The organism is Methylobacterium sp. J-088 (genome assembly GCF_022829295.1).
Lineage (GTDB): Bacteria > Pseudomonadota > Alphaproteobacteria > Rhizobiales > Beijerinckiaceae > Methylobacterium.
The window spans coordinates 26,410-42,998 of sequence record NZ_JAKSYH010000136.1 but is presented as its reverse complement, the minus strand read 5'-3'; the positions used below and the strand labels follow the sequence as shown (position 1 = coordinate 42,998).

Annotated in this window: 13 protein-coding genes; 4 read left to right on the top strand and 9 right to left on the bottom strand. The window is 69.7% G+C overall.

What is annotated here, in order from left to right; translation table 11 throughout:
• The first annotated feature begins 63 nt into the window (after positions 1-63).
• The gene (locus MKK63_RS14245; protein ID WP_243924984.1) at positions 64-357 is read left to right on the top strand and encodes a DUF2218 domain-containing protein; all 294 of its coding nucleotides are present in this window, start codon (positions 64-66) and stop codon (positions 355-357) included.
• A 55-nt stretch (positions 358-412) separates the two neighbouring features.
• Here the strand turns inward: MKK63_RS14245 and putA are convergent, their stop codons facing one another.
• The gene (gene putA, locus MKK63_RS14240) at positions 413-4,069 is read right to left on the bottom strand and encodes a trifunctional transcriptional regulator/proline dehydrogenase/L-glutamate gamma-semialdehyde dehydrogenase (RefSeq protein WP_244002753.1); all 3,657 of its coding nucleotides are present in this window, start codon (positions 4,067-4,069) and stop codon (positions 413-415) included.
• A gap of 305 nt (positions 4,070-4,374) precedes the next feature.
• Here putA and MKK63_RS14235 point away from each other — a divergent pair, with 305 nt between their 5' ends.
• Positions 4,375-6,306: a hypothetical protein gene (locus MKK63_RS14235; RefSeq protein ID WP_244002751.1), complete on the top strand. Its 1,932-nt coding sequence runs from the start codon at positions 4,375-4,377 to the stop codon at positions 6,304-6,306.
• Between the two features lie 10 nt (positions 6,307-6,316).
• Here the strand turns inward: MKK63_RS14235 and MKK63_RS14230 are convergent, their stop codons facing one another.
• Positions 6,317-7,129, bottom strand: a complete 813-nt coding sequence (locus MKK63_RS14230) for a DUF4163 domain-containing protein (RefSeq protein WP_244002749.1) — start codon at positions 7,127-7,129, stop codon at positions 6,317-6,319.
• A gap of 132 nt (positions 7,130-7,261) precedes the next feature.
• Between MKK63_RS14230 and MKK63_RS14225 the strand changes: the two genes are divergently transcribed.
• Entirely contained in the window at positions 7,262-8,308 is a 1,047-nt protein-coding gene (locus MKK63_RS14225; RefSeq protein WP_244002747.1) for a saccharopine dehydrogenase family protein, read from the top strand.
• 3 nt (positions 8,309-8,311) lie between these two features.
• On the opposite strand, the gene MKK63_RS14220 is transcribed toward MKK63_RS14225, so the two are convergent.
• From MKK63_RS14220 to MKK63_RS14205, 4 genes are all read right to left on the bottom strand, one after another.
• Positions 8,312-9,835 carry a UxaA family hydrolase gene (locus MKK63_RS14220; RefSeq protein ID WP_244002745.1) on the bottom strand — a complete coding sequence of 508 codons (1,524 nt, stop codon included), beginning with the start codon at positions 9,833-9,835 and terminating at the stop codon, positions 8,312-8,314.
• Positions 9,836-9,864: 29 nt separating this feature from the next.
• Positions 9,865-11,175: an MFS transporter gene (locus MKK63_RS14215; protein ID WP_244002743.1), complete on the bottom strand. Its 1,311-nt coding sequence runs from the start codon at positions 11,173-11,175 to the stop codon at positions 9,865-9,867.
• A 98-nt stretch (positions 11,176-11,273) separates the two neighbouring features.
• Complete coding sequence (locus MKK63_RS14210) at positions 11,274-12,344, bottom strand: Ldh family oxidoreductase (RefSeq protein WP_244002741.1); 1,071 nt, start codon at positions 12,342-12,344, stop codon at positions 11,274-11,276.
• A gap of 103 nt (positions 12,345-12,447) precedes the next feature.
• Entirely contained in the window at positions 12,448-13,164 is a 717-nt protein-coding gene (locus MKK63_RS14205; RefSeq protein ID WP_244002739.1) for a DUF1194 domain-containing protein, read from the bottom strand.
• Positions 13,165-13,406: 242 nt separating this feature from the next.
• On the opposite strand from MKK63_RS14205, the gene MKK63_RS14200 reads away from it, so the two are divergent.
• Entirely contained in the window at positions 13,407-13,628 is a 222-nt protein-coding gene (locus MKK63_RS14200; protein ID WP_244002737.1) for a hypothetical protein, read from the top strand.
• A 30-nt stretch (positions 13,629-13,658) separates the two neighbouring features.
• Here the strand turns inward: MKK63_RS14200 and MKK63_RS14195 are convergent, their stop codons facing one another.
• From MKK63_RS14195 to MKK63_RS14185, 3 genes are all read right to left on the bottom strand, one after another.
• Positions 13,659-14,426 (bottom strand): DUF1223 domain-containing protein, encoded by a 768-nt coding sequence (locus MKK63_RS14195; protein ID WP_244002735.1) that lies wholly within the window; start codon positions 14,424-14,426, stop codon positions 13,659-13,661.
• A 7-nt stretch (positions 14,427-14,433) separates the two neighbouring features.
• On the bottom strand, positions 14,434-15,450 hold the full coding sequence (locus tag MKK63_RS14190) for a lipid A biosynthesis lauroyl acyltransferase (RefSeq protein WP_244002733.1): 1,017 nt from the start codon (positions 15,448-15,450) through the stop codon (positions 14,434-14,436).
• 83 nt (positions 15,451-15,533) lie between these two features.
• A complete protein-coding gene (locus MKK63_RS14185; RefSeq protein WP_244003200.1) occupies positions 15,534-16,559 on the bottom strand; it encodes a zinc-binding dehydrogenase in 1,026 nt (341 codons plus the stop codon).
• Positions 16,560-16,589 lie beyond the last annotated feature (30 nt).

The following is a 16,589-nucleotide window of genomic DNA, read 5'->3' as shown; positions in this document are numbered from 1 at the left end:
TGCGAGATCGAGCGACGAACCGTCAACGACAGGCTGGATCACGTCCTTTTGGAGATCGACGGAATGCCTACCTCACTGGCCCGCGTGCAGACCGCGGAAGCGAGCCGCTACCTTCAGCAGCTCTGCCGGCACTGGAGCCACAAGTTCAAGGTCGAGGCGACCCCGGAGCACGGCACCGTGCCGTTCGGCGAGGATCGCGTCTGCACCTTCGATGCCGAGCCCGACGCGCTGGTGATGCGCATCGACAGCGCGGACCCGGTCAACCTCACCCGGCTGGAGAACGTCGTGGCCGATCACCTGGCCCGCTTCGCCTTCCGCGAGAGCCTCGGCGACATCCGCTGGTCGCGCGCCGCCTGACGGCGCGGGAGCGGTTGGATCGATCCCAGACGCTTGAGGGCGTGAGCGCGCGCCCTCAGCCGACGCCCATCAGGCTGGCATTGCCACCGGCGGCGGCCGTATTGATCGCGGTCGACACCTCCTCGACGAGTCCGGCCAAACCGTAAAGATCGCCGTCCGCCAGCGCGCCCGGGGTGCGGGTCTGGACCGATAGGATCGCGCCGTCTCGGGCCGCAACCGCCATGTTGATGGCCGCCAAGCCGACTGCGTCGCCCTCGAACAGGACCGCCCGGATATCGCCGGCGGCGTCGAGATCCGGTGCATGCGCGACCCGCGCCGCCACGTCGGACGGCAGGTCCCGCAGGAGGGCCCCGTGCCGCTCGCCGCGCACCACGACGGCGTGGTTGCCGCAGGCCAGAATCATCCCGATCTGAATCAGAAGCCCCGGTCCCGTCTCGGCGATCGCAGCGACGCGCCCGCGCGGTCGAAGGGCGTAGACATTGCGCTCGCCGACCGGTCCCGCCAGTTCGATCTCCCTCTGGGCCGGATAGCATATTGTGGCCAAGCGATCCGCCAGCGAGCCATGCCCCGTCGCGATCAGCCAAGCGCGGTAGGCCGGTACCGGAAAGGCATCAGCCACGAACCGATCGTACGCCCCGTCGGGCGCTCGCCGGACCAACCGGCCGAGGTAAAGCGGGCCGCCCGCCTTCGGCCCGGTGCCCGACAGGCCCGACCCGCCGAAGGGCTGCACGCCGACCACGGCGCCGATGATGTTGCGATTCACATACCGGTTGCCGGCTTTGACGCGGTCGAGGACCCGGACGATCGTCCGGTCGATGCGGCTGTGAAGGCCGAAGGTCAGGCCGTAGCCGGTGGCCTCGATTGCGCCCAGCAGGTCGTCGAGGTCCGCCCGCCTGTAGCGCAGCACGTGCAGCACCGGCCCGAAGACCTCGCGCTCGACATCCGCCACGCGGCCGATCTCGATCAGGGTCGGCGGCACGAAGGTCCCGCCAGCGGTTTCGGGCAGCCTGTCGAGTTGGTCGACGGCGAACTCCCGGGCCCGCATCGCCGCGATGTGTCGGCCAATCCCCTCGGCCGCTTCGGGGGTGATGACCGGACCGACATCCGTGGACAGGCGGCGCGGGTCGCCCACCGCCAGCTCGCGCATCGCGCCCTTCAGCATATGCAGGATCCGGTCGGCGATCTCCTCCTGCAGGCACAGGATCCGCAGGGCCGAGCAGCGTTGGCCCGCAGAGTCGAAGGCGGAGGCGATCACGTCCGCGACCACCTGCTCGGCCAGGGCCGAGGAATCCACCACCAGGGCGTTCTGGCCGCCGGTCTCGGCGATGAAGGGTACGGGCTCGCCGTGACGGTTCAACCGCTCGGCCAGGCAACGCTGAATCAACTTGGCGACCGCCGTCGAGCCCGTGAACATCACGCCCTGGACCCGCGCATCCGCGACCAGAGCGGAGCCGACCGCGCCGTCCCCCGGCAGGATCTGCAGCACGTCCTGCGGAATGCCCGCGTCGTGCAGCATCCGCACCGCCTCCGCGGCGGTGAGCGGCGTCTCCTCGGCGGGCTTGGCCAGGACTGTGTTGCCCGCCGCCAGGGCGGCCGCCACCTGCCCGACGAAGATCGCCAGCGGGAAATTCCAGGGTGCGATGCTGGCCACGGGCCCGACCGGGTCATGGCCACGATGGAGCGTCCGTTCCGCCTCGGCCGCATAATAGCGCAGGAAGTCGACGGCCTCGCGGATCTCCGCGACCGCGTTGCCGCCGGACTTGCCCGCCTCGCGCATGATGAGACCGATCAGCGCCGGCATCCGCGCCTCGAAGGCGTCGGCGGCACGGCGCAGGATGACGGCCCGCTCGGCTGTGGGCGTCGCGGCCCAGCGCGGCGCGGCCACGTCCGCCTGCGCCAGGGCCCGATCGATGTCGGCGGCCGTTGCCGCTCGGTAGAAGCCGACCACGTCCTGATGATCGGCCGGGTTGCGCACGGGTGTCTCGGCAGTCCCGGCCCCCTGCGGCACGGCCCGCCATGCCGTCCGGCCGCTTTCCGCCAGCCCGTCCGCCAGATGGGCGAGCGCCGCCTCATCGGCGAGATCGAGGCCGGCGGCGTTCGCCCGTCCGGGTCGGAAGAGATCGCGGGGCGGCGCGATCTGCGCGTGCGGCGCGCCGGGTACCGGCATGGCCTGCACCACGGCCACCGGATCGGCGACCAGGGTCTCGACCGGCACCGACTCATCAGCGACGCGATTGACGAACGAGGTGTTCGCTCCGTTCTCGAGAAGCCGGCGCACCAGATAGGCCAGCAGCGTCTCGTGCGTCCCCACGGGCGCATAGATCCGGCACGGGCGCCGCAGATTCACGCCCGACACCACGTCTTCGTAGAGCGGCTCGCCCATCCCGTGGAGGCACTGGAACTCGTATTGCCCGAGCCGGAAGTCGGGCCCCGCCATCTCCACGATGGCGGAGAGCGTCTGCGCGTTGTGGGTCGCGAATTGCGGGAACACCGCATCCGGCACATCCAGCAGCCGGCGTGCGCAGGCGAGATACGACACGTCGGTGTGGACCTTGCGGGTGAAGACCGGAAAGTCGGCGAGCCCATCGACCTGAGCGCGCTTGATCTCGCTGTCCCAGTAGGCACCCTTGACCAGCCGCACCATCAGGCGCCGCCGGCTGCGCCGGGCGAGATCGATCAGCACGTCGATCACGAAGGGGCAGCGCCTGCCGTAGGCCTGGACCACGAACCCGAGGCCGTCCCAACCCGCGAGTTCCGGGTCCAAGGCGAGCCGTTCCAGGATGTCCAGCGACAGATCGAGCCGGTCGGCTTCCTCGGCGTCGATGTTGAGGCCGATGTCGAAGCCCTTGGCGAGGCGCGCCAGGCCCTGGACGCGCGGCACCAGCTCGGCCAGGACGCGCCCGCGCTGTGAACGGACATAGCGCGGATGGAGCGCCGACAGCTTGATCGAGATCCCCGGCCCGCGCAGCACGCCGCGCCCATCGGAGGCCGCCCCGATCGCCCGGATCGCGTCTTCGTAGGCGTCGAGATACCGCGCCGCATCCGCGGCGGTGACGGCGGCCTCGCCCAGCATATCGTACGAGTAGGTGAAGCCCTTCGCCTCCAGCGTGGCGGCGTTGCGCAGGGCCTCGGTGATCGACCGGCCGGTGACGAACTGCTCGCCCATCATCCGCACCGCGAGATCGACGCCCCCGCGGATCAACGGCTCTCCGCCGCGGGCGATCAGGCGGGTCAGCGCGGCGGACAGGCCGGCCTCGTCCCGGGTGGCGACCAAGCGACCGGTGACCAGCAAGCCCCAGGTCGCCGCGTTGACGAAGGGCGATTGGCTGTGGCCGAGATGGGCCGCCCAATCGCCCGGCGCGATCTTGTCACGGATCAGCGCGTCCCGGGTGGCGGCATCGGGGATGCGCAGCAGCGCCTCGGCGAGGCACATCAGCGCGACACCCTCCTCGCTCGACAGGGCATATTCGTGGATCAGGCCCTCGACGCCGCCGCGGCGGCCACGGCGGCGCAGGGACTCAACGCGGCGGCGGGCCGTGGCGACGACGCGCGCGGCGGCCTCGGCGGGCAAGCGCGCCTGTTCGAGGAGCGGCGCGATGCAGTCGGGCTCAGGGCGCCGACAGGCGGCCACGACCGCCCGCCGCAGGGGCGATAGGTCGGTGACCGCGTCGGCGAACGCTGCGAATGGGTCGGGATTGCCGGATTCGGACATGATGCCCCTTGCGGGATCGCGTTTCGCCTCAGCGATCCCCGCCCCAAGCTACATCGTCCGCAGCAACCGGCCAGACCCGTCCGCGGATATCCGGATGGCGCCCACCGCCACACGGCGATGCCCTAGGTCACCGCGAAACCCAACCGCCGGGCAACGTAGAAGCTAAGACAAACTGCTCCGTTGGTGGCCTGAACGGGCAAACAATCGCGATCTGCCCGAAGACACGCGCTTGCCGGATAGACGCGAAATCATAGCCCTGCCCGCCGCCGGGATCGCGGATCGAAACGCCGTTGCAGGGAGCCGGTATGCCGCGTGTGGAGATCACCGGAACGGAGCGTCAGTACAAGACCGTGGCCGCCGTCGAGGATGAGGGCACATGGCGCCTGTTCCGGCCGTTCCGGGACGGCAAGATCATTTCAGCGGTGTGCTTCGGCGACGATCGCCTCGCCTGCTTCTCGGAAGGAGGAGAACTCGCCCTGATCGACTGGCGCGCGAACAGGGAGATCCTGCGGAGAAAGCTTTCCGTCAAGTCGACTTCACTCTATCGCCTGTTCGTGACGGCCGACACGGAGCTGATCGCGCTCTATCAACGTGCTCGCCAGCCCGACGGCCAGCATTATGTCTTTCACCTTCAGCTTCTGCGGGTGCAGGACCTGCAGATGGTCGCGGAAGGCGAGGGCCTGCGATGGTCGGGGGACCATTCGGTCGCGCGCCTGGTCATGGGATACGTCTACCCGCCCACGGACGACGACCCGAAATACCTGACGATCTGCAGCGATCTGTTCGAGGACCCTGCCGGACGCCTCTCGTTCATCGGCTTCGATTGCCATCCCACGGGGCTGCACTACGGAGTTTTCCATCTGGATCGTTCCGATTGGACCGTGCGCTACGAGCCGCTCACGGACGAAACGAAACCGTGGTGGCTCAGTCCCGGCCGCCGGTATCTGGCGACGCTGTCTCGCGGATTACCCGTCATCCGCGAGGGCTCGGCCGACACGCCGGCCGCGCATCGGGATGCCAACGGGGCCGGGCGCGTTGAGCAGGCCCTGGATGTCTGGACGACCGTCCCCCTTCAACGCATCGCCGCCGGCATCGCATCGGAGCGCCATCTCAAGATCAGCCAGATCGTCTGGGAGCCGGATGAGACGGCGTTCTGGATCCGGTTTGGTTATTCCTGGGACACGCAGGCCGAATTTCAGCGCGCCGCTCTGGATGGCACCCTCTCGCCCGTCTTCAGCTTTCAGCGTTTCGACGGAAAAAAGCTCGTGATCGAGATCGCCGACGTGACGCGTGCGGATCACGTCGTGATCAGTGCGTTTCCCGATACGGTCACCATCCCACGCGCCTGGTGTGCGAGCACCGCGGCCAACCGCGTGATCTCGGAAGACGAGGACGGCTTCCAGGCCGGGGGCTTGACGGGCCCGAGCGGGATGGCGGTCCAACGGTTCCTGTCCAAGACGAGTCGCCGGCCCGTGGTGCCCGTCGCGAGCTTTTCGCAGGCCGACATCGCCGCCGCGCTGGAACAGCTGGCGCAGGAGATCCGCACGCGTCTGGTCGCCCTCATGCAGGGCGAGTACCTGAAGCTGTCCTTCGTGGTCGCCGGCCGCAAGATGACCGAGACGGCGTTCTTCGCGCGCGTGTCCCGCGAGCGGATCCCGGTCGCCTCGGCCCTGCGCGCGCTCCTGACCACTTATCTCGAAGTCCAGCCCGCCGCCGTCGAGGCCAAGCGGCTGTTTCGCCAGATCTGGGGGCCGAAAGCGGATCAGGGCGCCTTGGCGGCGGCGATGGAGGCCCTGCTCCGTCTCGATCCGGAATCCCACGACGTGTTCCGCGACTATCTCGCGAAGCGCGACGGAGAGCACGAGACCTATTCGACCGACGTGATGGTGAAGGCTTACCTCGCCGAGACGGGCTGGCGCGACGCGGCGATGCTCGGCTTCGGCATCTACGTCGCGCTGATCCAGTACCGGGACGGCCTCATCTGGCTCGGCGGCGGCTTCCTGGCGAATCACGGCCTCCTCGACGCCGCCGAAACCTTGCTCAGCGCCGACGCCTTCGCCGATCTGATGCTTCAGGAACTCGACCGGTTCGTCGCGATCCCCGACATCGACTGCCGCTTCAGCAGGGACGAGCTGTATGGCCAGCTCCTGAGCGGCCTGGAGGGCACGCCGTTCGGTGCGCGGGTGATCGATGCGCTCGCGGCACGGCGCCCCCTTCCGGCACCCAGCCAAGGCTGAGTGCCGCAGTTCACTGGCCCGCTGCGCGGGCGGCGTCGAGGGCATCGACGAGGATGGGTTTGGCGCCCTCCCGGCGCAGCACCGCATTCGGGATGACGACTGCGTCGGCGCAGGCCTGGACGGCGTGGGCCAGATCGAACTGCACCGCGAGACCGCCCTCCTTGGCGTCGAGCCACGCCATCATGGCCGGTGGATCGCCGGAGAACGTCTCCGTCACGGACTCGCGGCACTCCTTGTCCGCGTCGTCCTTCTTCGGATCGCCGGCCTTCGGGCGGTATCGTTCGAGGTAGAGTCTGTGCAGCCTCTTGGAGGCCAGCGTGACCATCTTGGTCCCGTCCATTCCCTCCGCGAGCGCGACCGTTCCAATCAGGGAGGGCGGAAGCAGCTTGGTCCAATCGACCGGCGCGCCGGTGGTCAGATCGTAGACGATCGACATCGTGCTGCTGTTCGGATGTGCGCCGCCGCAGAACGAATCGTCGTGAATAACGAAACTCACGAAACTGGGGCCGCGCATCGAGGTTTCGACGCTCCGACCCCAGTCCCCGGGCTTCCCGTCTCCGACCGTGCATTGCTTCGCGGCCTTGCGGACATTGCCGTCGAGCCGCTTCAGCGCGGTATTGATCCGCCGCTCCGCCTCGTCCACCGGCGCATCGATCTGCGGCATCACCGCGATGTCGGCCTTAGCCTCGGGCTGAGCCTTCAGCGTCACGGTCCGGTCTGCGGCCCAGGCCGGCGCGGCCATGGCGAGGAGGACGGCACAGGCGCCGTGCCGGATCGCGGCTCTGCCGCCCCGCGATGCCGTCGACCGTGGGTTCCGCTTCATCCTCTTGCCGCTCCCAAACGTGACGGAGACCGGGCGATCCGAGCCGCCCGACGCCTCGCGTTCCAATCTTGCGAATCCGCGTCGTTCCTCGGTGTGCTTTGATAGGAGCCGACGCGGTGGCAGAAGTCGAGCATGAGCACGATCCTCATCTACGGCGCCACAGGCTATACAGGCCGACTCATCTCCGAACGCGCGCGCGCGCAAGGCCTGCGGCCGATCCTGGCGGGGCGCGATCCGGACAAGCTCCGGCCCCTCGCCGAGCAGTTCGGCCTCGAAGCGCGCGCCGCCCGCCTCGACGAACCGGAACGCCTGCGAACCGCGCTTGCCGGAGTCGCGGCTGTGATCCACGCCGCCGGCCCGTTCTCCAGGACCGCCCGGCCGATGGCCGAGGCCTGCCTCTCCGCGGGCGTGCACTACATCGACATCACCGGCGAGATCTCGGTGCTGGAGGCGCTCGCCGCCCGCGACGCGGAGGCGAAGGCGGCCGGCATCGTGCTGCTCCCGGCCGCGGGCTTCGACGTGGTGCCGAGCGATTGCCTCGCAGCCCATGTGGCACGTCGACTCCCCGGCGCGACACATCTGCGGATCTCGATCGGCGGGTTCGGCGGGTTCAGTCAGGGCACCGCCCGCACCATGGTCGAGGGCATCGCCTGGGGCACGCGGGTGCGCCGGGACGGCCGGATCGTCGAGTTGCCGAGCCCGCCCCGCGGCAGCGCCGATTTCGGCCGCGGCCCCCGGCGCACGGTCGGCCTCGGCTGGGGTGACGTGTCGAGCGCGTGGTACTCGACGCGGGTCCCCAACATCGACGTGTATTTCGAGGCCTTCCCCGCCATGGCGGCCGCCGCCGGTTTGCCGGCCGGGATCCGGCGGATCATCGCGGGCGGGGCCGCACAGCGGCTGATCAACCGCGGCATCGATCGGCTTCCCGCCGGGCCGTCGGAGACAGCGCGGAAAACGGCGCGCAGCACCTTCCTGGCCGAGGCCTGGGATGGCGCCGGGCGGAAGGCGGCCAGCCGGATGGAGACGCCCGAAGGCTACACGCTCACGGCCGCGACGGCCCTGGAAGTCGCCCGGCGCCTCGCCTCGGGCGCGGTGCCGGCGGGCTTCCACACACCGGTGACCGCCTTCGGCCCCGACTTCATCCTGGGTTTCCCGGGCGTGGTGCGGACGGACCTCTGAGCCTCACACCGTCGCGCCGATTTGCCAGGGCGCGAATTCCGAGGATCCGAAATCAAATTGCTCGCTCTTCGTGCGCTCACCGCCCGCGACTTTCAGGATCCGCTCGAAGATCCGCCGCCCGGCCTGCTCGACACTCTCGTCTCCGTCGAGGATCGTGCCGCAATTGACATCCATGTCCTCCTCAAGCCGCCGGTACATCGCCGAGTTGGTGGCGATCTTGATCGACGGCGCCGGCTTGCAGCCGAACACGCTGCCCCGACCGGTGGTGAAGCACACGAGGTTCGCCCCGCCGGCCACCTGCCCGGTCGCCGAGACCGGATCGTAGCCGGGCGTGTCCATGAACACGAAGCCCTTGGCGGTGACCGGATCGGCGTAGCGCAGCACGTCCACGAGGTTGGTGCTCCCAGCCTTCGCCATGGCGCCCAGCGACTTTTCCAGGATCGTGGTCAGGCCGCCGGCCTTGTTGCCGGGCGAGGGGTTGGCGTCGATCTCCGAGCCCTCCTTGCGGGTGTACTCCTCCCACCAGCGCATCAGATCGACGAGCTTCTGGCCGACCTCCGGGCTCTCGGCGCGGCGGGTGAACAGGTGCTCGGCGCCATAGGTCTCCGTGGTCTCCGACAGGATCACCGTGCCGCCGTTCTGCACCACGAGGTCGCTGGCGATCCCGAGCGCCGGGTTGGCCGAGACGCCCGAATACCCGTCCGAGCCGCCGCATTGCAGCGCGACGATCAGCTCGCTCGCCGGCACCGGCTCACGATGGACCACGTTAGCCTCGTCCAGAATCCCCTTCACGAAGTCGATGCCGGCCTCCACGGTCTTGCGGGTGCCGCCGAGCGACTGGATGTTCATGCTGCGGATCCGGTCGCCGAGCCCCTGCTCCTCCAGGAAGGCGCCGATCTGGTTCACCTCGCAGCCGAGCCCGATCATCACGATGTGCGAGAAGTTGACGTGCCGCGCATAGCCCGCGAGCGTCCGGCGCAGGAGCCGCAGCGGCTCGCCCATCGCCATGCCGCAGCCGGTCTTGTGGGTGAGCGCCACCACGCCGTCGACGTTCGGGTACGCCGCGAGCGGATCGAGCCCGAGGATCGGGTGGCGCCGGAACGCGTCGGCGATCAGGTCGGCGACGTGGGCGCTGCAATTCACCGAGGTGAGGATGCCGACATAGTTGCGGGTCGCGATCCGCCCGTCCGGGCGGCGGATGCCCTGGAAGGTTGCGGGCGGCGTGACCAGCCGGGTCGGCTTCGCATCGACCCCGAACGCATAGTCGCGGGCGAACGCGCCCATCCCGAGATTGTGGACGTGGACGTGCCGTCCGACTGCGATCTCCTCCTTGGCGAAGCCGATGATCTGGCCGTACTTGGTCACCGCCTCGCCGCTCCGATGCGTGCGCACCGCGACCTTGTGGCCGGCCGGGATCCGCTCGGCGGCGGTGACGCCCTCGGCGACCGGCGTGCCGGGCTCGATGGCGCCGCGGGCGACGACGACGCCGTCGTCCGGCCGCAGGGCGATGACGGGATAGGCAGGCATGGCTGTCTCCTGGCGGTGCGTCGTGTCGCTCATCGGGCAGCTTCGGGCTGCAGCCCCGGGGCGCGAGCCTCCCGCACCGGCAGCGGCGCGATCTCGCCGACGACGAACAGGTAGATGACGGCGCCGAGCAGGCAGAACCCGCCGGCCACGATCAGCGGGATGACGAACGAGCCCTGCGTGACGGTCAGCATCACGCCGGTGAAGGTCGTGGTCACGATGCCGGCGACGTTCGAGGCGAAGTTCTGGATGCCGCCGATCGAGGCCACATGGGCCGGCGTCGGCGCCACGTCGCCGGGGAGCGCCCAGATCGAGGCCGCCGTGAAGGCCAAGCTGCCATAAGCCACCGCGAAGCACAGCAACGCCACGTAGACGTTGGGCGCGATGATCGAGAGCGTGATCACCGAGGACATCAGCATGCCGCCGACGAGGCAGGTCTTGCGGGCGGCCGTCAGGCTCCAGCCCCGGCGGTAGAGCGCGTCGGAGGCAAAGCCGCCGAGCCAACCTGCCGGGATCGAGGCGAGCGCGGGCAGGCTGCCCAAGGTGCCGAGTTCGGCGAGCGAGAAGCCGCGCGCCTTGACGAGGTAGGTCGGGAACCACGTGATGAAGAAGTAGATCACGAAGTTCAGGCAGAAGAACCCGGCCATCATCCCCCAGACCGTGCGGTAGCGGAACAGGGACAGCCACGGCACCTGTTCCTGCGCCTCCGCAGCATCGACGGATTTCGGCCGGTCCTGTGCGGCGCGGAGCCGGGCGAGGTCTTCGGGCGAGACGGCGGGGTGGTTCTCGGGCTCGCGATAGAGCCACATCCAGAACACCGCCCAGACGAAGCCGAGCACGCCGGTGACGATGAAGGATTCGCGCCAGCCGAGCGTCGCGATCACCCAGGAGACCAGCGGGATCGCCAGCGCCGAGCCGACCCGCGAGCCGCTGTCGAAGATGCTGCTGGCAAAGCTCCGCTCGCCACGGGGGAACCACGAGGCCGTGACCTTGGCGAAGGACGGGTAGGCGCCCGCCTCGCCGACGCCGAGCAGCATGCGCAGGCCCAGCAGCGACAGGAAGCCCCGCCCGGCCGCGGTCAGCGCCGTGCAGGCCGACCACCAGACCACCGCCACGACCAGCGAGAGCCGCGCCCCGACCCGGTCGGCGACGTAGCCGAACGGCAATTGCATGATCGCGTAGGTCCAGAAGAAGCCCGACAGGATCAGCCCCATATCGGTGGCATTGAGGCCCAACTCCTTCGACATGGAGGGGGCGGCGACCGCGAGATTGGCGCGGTCGATGTAGTTGATGGCGTTGGCGGCCATGCAGAGGCCGATCATGAGCCAGCGCAAGCGAGGCATCGCGTTCCTCCCGAAGCGCGGGGATGGCGTCCCCGCTTGGCGCGGCGCCCCCATTGTGACCGGGTTTCGCCGCAAAGACCGTCGTCCGCCGCGCCCGATCAGGCGCGGTAAGCATCCCCGTCGAGCCCGTGCGGGCGACCGGCGGCGAGCAGCGTCTCCCAGACCGGTTCCGGCAGAGGTACGCCCTCCGCAAGGCGCTGGACCCGCATCCGGCGCTCCGGCTCGCCGGGCAGCAGCACCTCGGCGCCGGGCATCGGGCGGGCGCTCTTGAAGAAATCGAGATAGGCCCGCGCCTCGGTGGCCAGCACATCCTCGGTCCCGAGCGCCGCGGGCGTCACGTAGATCGAGAGCATGCCGTTGCAGATCCGGCGCTTGCCCGGCCCCGCCGTGCCGGATCCGGTGAGCGCGCCGGCGAGCAGCTCGCACATCAGCGCCAGCCCCGAGCCCTTGTGCTCGCCGAAAGCCCGGATTGCGCCGACGCCGCGCTGGTTGTCGCGCTCGTCCCCGTCGAGGGGGCCGAACAGGGTCGCCGGATCCGCGCTGAGGCGACCGTCGGGCTCGATCAGCGCGCCCTCCGGCAGCGCCTTGCCGCCCCTGGAGGCGACCAGCACCTTGCCCTCGGCCACCAACGAGGTGGCGAAGTCGAGGATGATCGGATCGGCATCCGGCACAGGAAAACCGGCGGAGAACGGCGCGGTGGAGAACCGCCGCTCGACGGAGCCGAACGGTGCCACCAGCAGGCTGCCCGACACATTGACGAAATGGACCGAGACCAGCCCGGCAGCTGCGGCGCGCTCGGACCATTCGCCGATCCGGCCGATATGCCCGGAATGCCGGAGGGCAATTATCGCGACGCCGTTCGCCCGCGCCTTCGCGATCCCGAGATCGACCGCGAAAGGTCCGGCGGTCGGCCCGAACCCGTAGAGCGCGTCCACGAGGGCGAAGCACGGCGCGTCGGTGACGATCTCGGGCGTGCGGCCCGCCTCGACCTCGCCGGTGCGCAGCCACGCGACGTAGCGGGGCACCCGGACGACGCCGTGGCTGTCGTGGCCCGTCAGGTTGGCCGCGACCAGGAAGCGGCCGATCCGCTCGGCCTCCGCCTCCGCACAGCCCTCGCGCACGAAGATGTCCCGCACAAAGGCGGACAGCCCGTCAGCCGAGATCCGCATTCCGGCTCCTCCCTGGCCGCGCCTCGCCGGGCGCGTGCGGGATGAAGCTAGCGCCCACGATCGTGCTGTGCGAGCCGTTCGGGTGACGCCTTCACCGGCGGCGTCACGAAATCTCGCGGATCAACTTGGCGATGATGGCGCGTCCGAACGCTGAGAAGGTCTCCGCGCTCATCACGAACGCGCCCGCGCCGCCGATGACGTGATCCCGGTAATAGGCCGCGAGGCCCCCGGGCGGGTTGGTGTGCTCCCTCAGGAAGTTCGGCATGCCATCCGGATCGGTGAGGACGACGATGCCGTTCACCGTGATGCCGGCCGAGATGGCGGCGTCGCGCGCGTTCGAGATCGGGCGCCCGGCATTGCCGGTCCCATCGCCCGAGATGTCGATCACCTTCCGCTCGGTCCGGAACGGTGCCCGCGCCAGGAGATCGGCCGCGAAGTCGAGGGCGGAGCCGATCGCGGTCCGGCCGTAGAACGGGCGCATCGCCACGTCGAGCCGCGCTGCGAACAGAGCCGCGTCCTGCGCGGACGCGATGGTCATCCAGTCGACCGCGACACGCTGCTCTCCGGGCCCGGCCCAGTCGAACAACGCGACCCCGATGCGCCCGGCAGGCCCATCACCGATGGCACGCAGGACTCTGGCGTCGGCGAAGGCCTCGGCATAGCCGCGCCGTTCGAGCTCGAAGCGCGCCTCGCTGATGCTGAGCGACACATCCACGGCGAGCACCAGGAGAACATCGACCTCCGGGTCGGCCGCCTCGGCGCGGCGTCCCGCGAGCGAAAGTGTCGCGAGCAAGCCGGACAGGAGGTGGCGTCGCCGCATGGTCGACACTCGATCTGGATGGCGACGCGAAAGCGCCGCCGTATCGCAGGCAACGGGCTTGCTGCCCCTGCGGTTCGCGAACCCCAACCTCCGTCGAGCCCCCCGCCGGACGCGTTTCGATTTGGTTCCGCACGCCCTCGTCGAAGCAGCGCCGCTTTTGGTCTCATCGCGCCGGCCTTCGACAACGCTACTTCGCGCAGGCAAAGGCGTTTCCCGCGCCGCAAACATCGAGACTGCCGTCCATGCATCGTGTTCGCCGGATCGTACGCGCCATCGAGAGCCTCATCGTCGCTGCCGTGATCGGTACCGTCGCCCTGGTAAGCCGTGTCATCGATGGAACGATCGGCTTGGTCGGCCACCTGTCCGACCGGTTCGATGTGAAACTCGCCGAACTGGCGCACGAGTCGAAGACGCGGCACAGGCGCGAGGGTCGCCGTCAGATCGACCCGATCAGTCTCGAATAGGGCGCCCCGGGGCACGAAGAACCCGGCGGTTCAGAGCCCTGGTCCCTTCGCGGCGCCCAAGATGCGGCCGGGTCTGGTGTCGGCGCCGCCCTGAAGCAGCACGACCCAGCTGTCCGCATCGGCGATCTCGGCCTGCGTGCCGGGCACGTCGAAGCTGAGCGGCTGACCGCCCCAGTGGCCGAGGTGCTGCAGACCCCGAACCACGTTGACGTAGGTTGCGGTCCGCCCGCCATTCTCGCCGGACTGGATCGCGACCGCCCGGCGGCGCAACACGGGGACCAGCCAGACCTCGCCGCGCGCCTGCGTCTTGGCGTCCGGCGCAGCCCCGATCTCGACGCGAATGCGGTCCCCGCGCGCCTCACCGTGAACGGCGATCGGCAATCCATCTTGCTGGACGCCGTCCCGCATCAGCCGGTCGAGGGCGACCCTGTCCGAACCCACGGCCACGCCGCTGCCATCGACCACCGCCTGCGGCGTGAAGACCTGCCGGCCCCCGCGTCCCCGGGCATACGCGCGCTGGCGCTCGGTCAGCGGTCGCGACGCCAGCGTGTCCTTCCAGCCCAGATAGTCCCAGTAGGTCACCGGCAGGGTCAGGGCGATCACCCCGGGCTGACGCGACAGGTCGCGCAGGATGGGCTCGGCCGTGCGGCAGGCACCGCAGCCCTGACTGGTGAACAGCTCCACGACCGCGCGGACCGGCTCGGCCCGTGCCGCGGAGGTAGCCACGGCGGCCACGAGCAGGACTGCGGCGCCAAGCGCGCTGCGTTCGCGGATCCAGGCTTGGTGCCGAGACGTCATGGCGCTATCAGAGCGCCTGGTCCGCCGCCTGGGAAATCACGTTGGCTTGAGACGGTTGTACCGGTACTGCGGCCGATGGCGGCATGGCCCGCGCCTTGGGCAGCATGTCAGGCCTCCAGCGACGGTGCATCCACAGCCACTGGCCGGGATTCTCGCGCACCCAGGATTCGACCACGGCGGTCATCGCCTGCATGGCGCCGGGCACGTCGATGGTCCCGTCCGCGGCCCGCGGCAGATCGAGTGGTGGTGTCAGTTCGAGCCTGAAACGGCCCTCCGGCAGCCGGACGACCCGGACACCGTGGACCGGGCATTCATAGTGCCGGACGAGCTTGGCGAGCAGCGGATTGGCAAGGCAGGGCCGCCCGAGGAACTGCACCACGACGCCGCGGGTGAAGTGCTGGTCGATCAACTGGCCGAGATGACCGCCCTGCTCCACGACGTCGCGCATGGCGAAGACGGCGCCCGGCTTCGAGGCGGCCAGTCCGCCCATGGACCGGCGGCGGACCTCCTGCACGAGACGCGCGGCCGCCGGATTGTTGGGCGGCCGGAACACGGCCGTCGCGTCCAGGCCGAACCGCGCCGCGGCGATCGCCGGCAATTCCCAGTTGGCGAGATGCGCGGAGAAGATCAGGCCCGGCTCGCCGTCGTCGCGCAGGGTGGCGAAGTGCTCGATCCCGGCGACCTCGGTCCGCAACGGGCCCGCTGCCGCCGGATCGTAGTCGAACAGGCTGTCGAGATGGGCGTACTCGGCCCCGACACGGCCGAGATTGTCCCAGGCCTCGAGTGCGATGAGTCGCCGTTCGGCCTCCGGCATCTCCGGGAAGGCTGCCCGCAGGTTCGCCAGCGCGGTGCGATGGGCCGGCAGGAGCGGCCCGATCCGGCGGAGCAGGCCTGCGCCGAAGGCGGTCGAGCGCTGCGGCCCCAGGAGGCGCGCCAGCCAGACCAGAGCACGGATCAACGGGATCATGGCGTAGCCCGCAAGGCGCGGCCAGGACCGTTTCAGAACGAGGGCGAGACGCAGCACTGTTACTTCCCAGGCAGATCCGGGCCGCCCCCACGCACCCTTACGGCCCCGTTTACGCCATGTCCGGCGCAGCGCGAAGCCCGCTACAGACCGACGAGGATCTTGCCGAACACCGTCCGCGATTCCAGGCGTTCCAGCCCCTGCGCGAAGTCGGCCAGGGGGTAGACGGTGTCGACGACGGGCCGGATGCCGGCGGCCATCTTGTCGAGGGCCTGACGGATATTGGCGAGCGAGCAGCCGAACGAACCGGTGATGCGGTATTGCTGCTGGAACAGTTGCATCAGGTTCATGGTCGCCGAGACGCCGGAGGTCGAGCCGCAGGTGACCAGACGTCCGCCGCGCTTCAGGCAGAGCAGCGAGCCGTTCCACGTGTCGGCGCCGACATGCTCGAACACGACATCGACGCCCTTGCGCTTGGTCAGGCGCCGGACCTCGCCCTCGAACCGCTCGGTCCGGTAGTTGATGACGTGGTCGGCGCCCAACTCCGCGGCCCGGCGTCCCTTCTCGTCGTCGCCGACCGTCGTGTAGACCGTGCAGCCGATCGCCTTCGCCATGCGGATCGCCGCGGTGCCGATCCCCGAACCGCCGGCATGGACGAGCACGCTCTCGCCGGGCTCCAGACGGGCGTTGTCGAACAGCATGTGCTGGACGGTGCCGAACGCGATGCCCGCGCAGGCGGCATCGGTGTCGCTCACCCCATCCGGCACCTTCACGACGAGGCGCGCCGGCAGGGTCACCAGTTCCCGGGCGAAGCCGTCGAGATGGAAGCCCATCACGCCGGAGACGTCCTCGCAGAGGTTGTCGCGCCCCTCGCGGCAGGCCCGGCACTGGCCGCAGGTCATGGCGCCGTAGGGCACGATCCGATCACCGGGCGCGAGACCCGCGACGCCCGCCCCCACCGACTCGATCGCGCCCGCGGCTTCCGCCCCGACCACGAGGGGCAGCTTGCGCTTGACGAAGGCCATGCCGCGAAAGCCCCAGACGTCGATGAAGTTGAGCCCGACGGCGCGGATGCGGATCCGCACCTCGCCCGGACCGGGCGCCGGCGCGGCCTCGATCTCGGTCAGGCGCAGGTCGCGGTCGCCGAAGAGCTGAAGGGCTTGTACCATCATCGTCTTTCCATCATCGGCGCCCTTGAT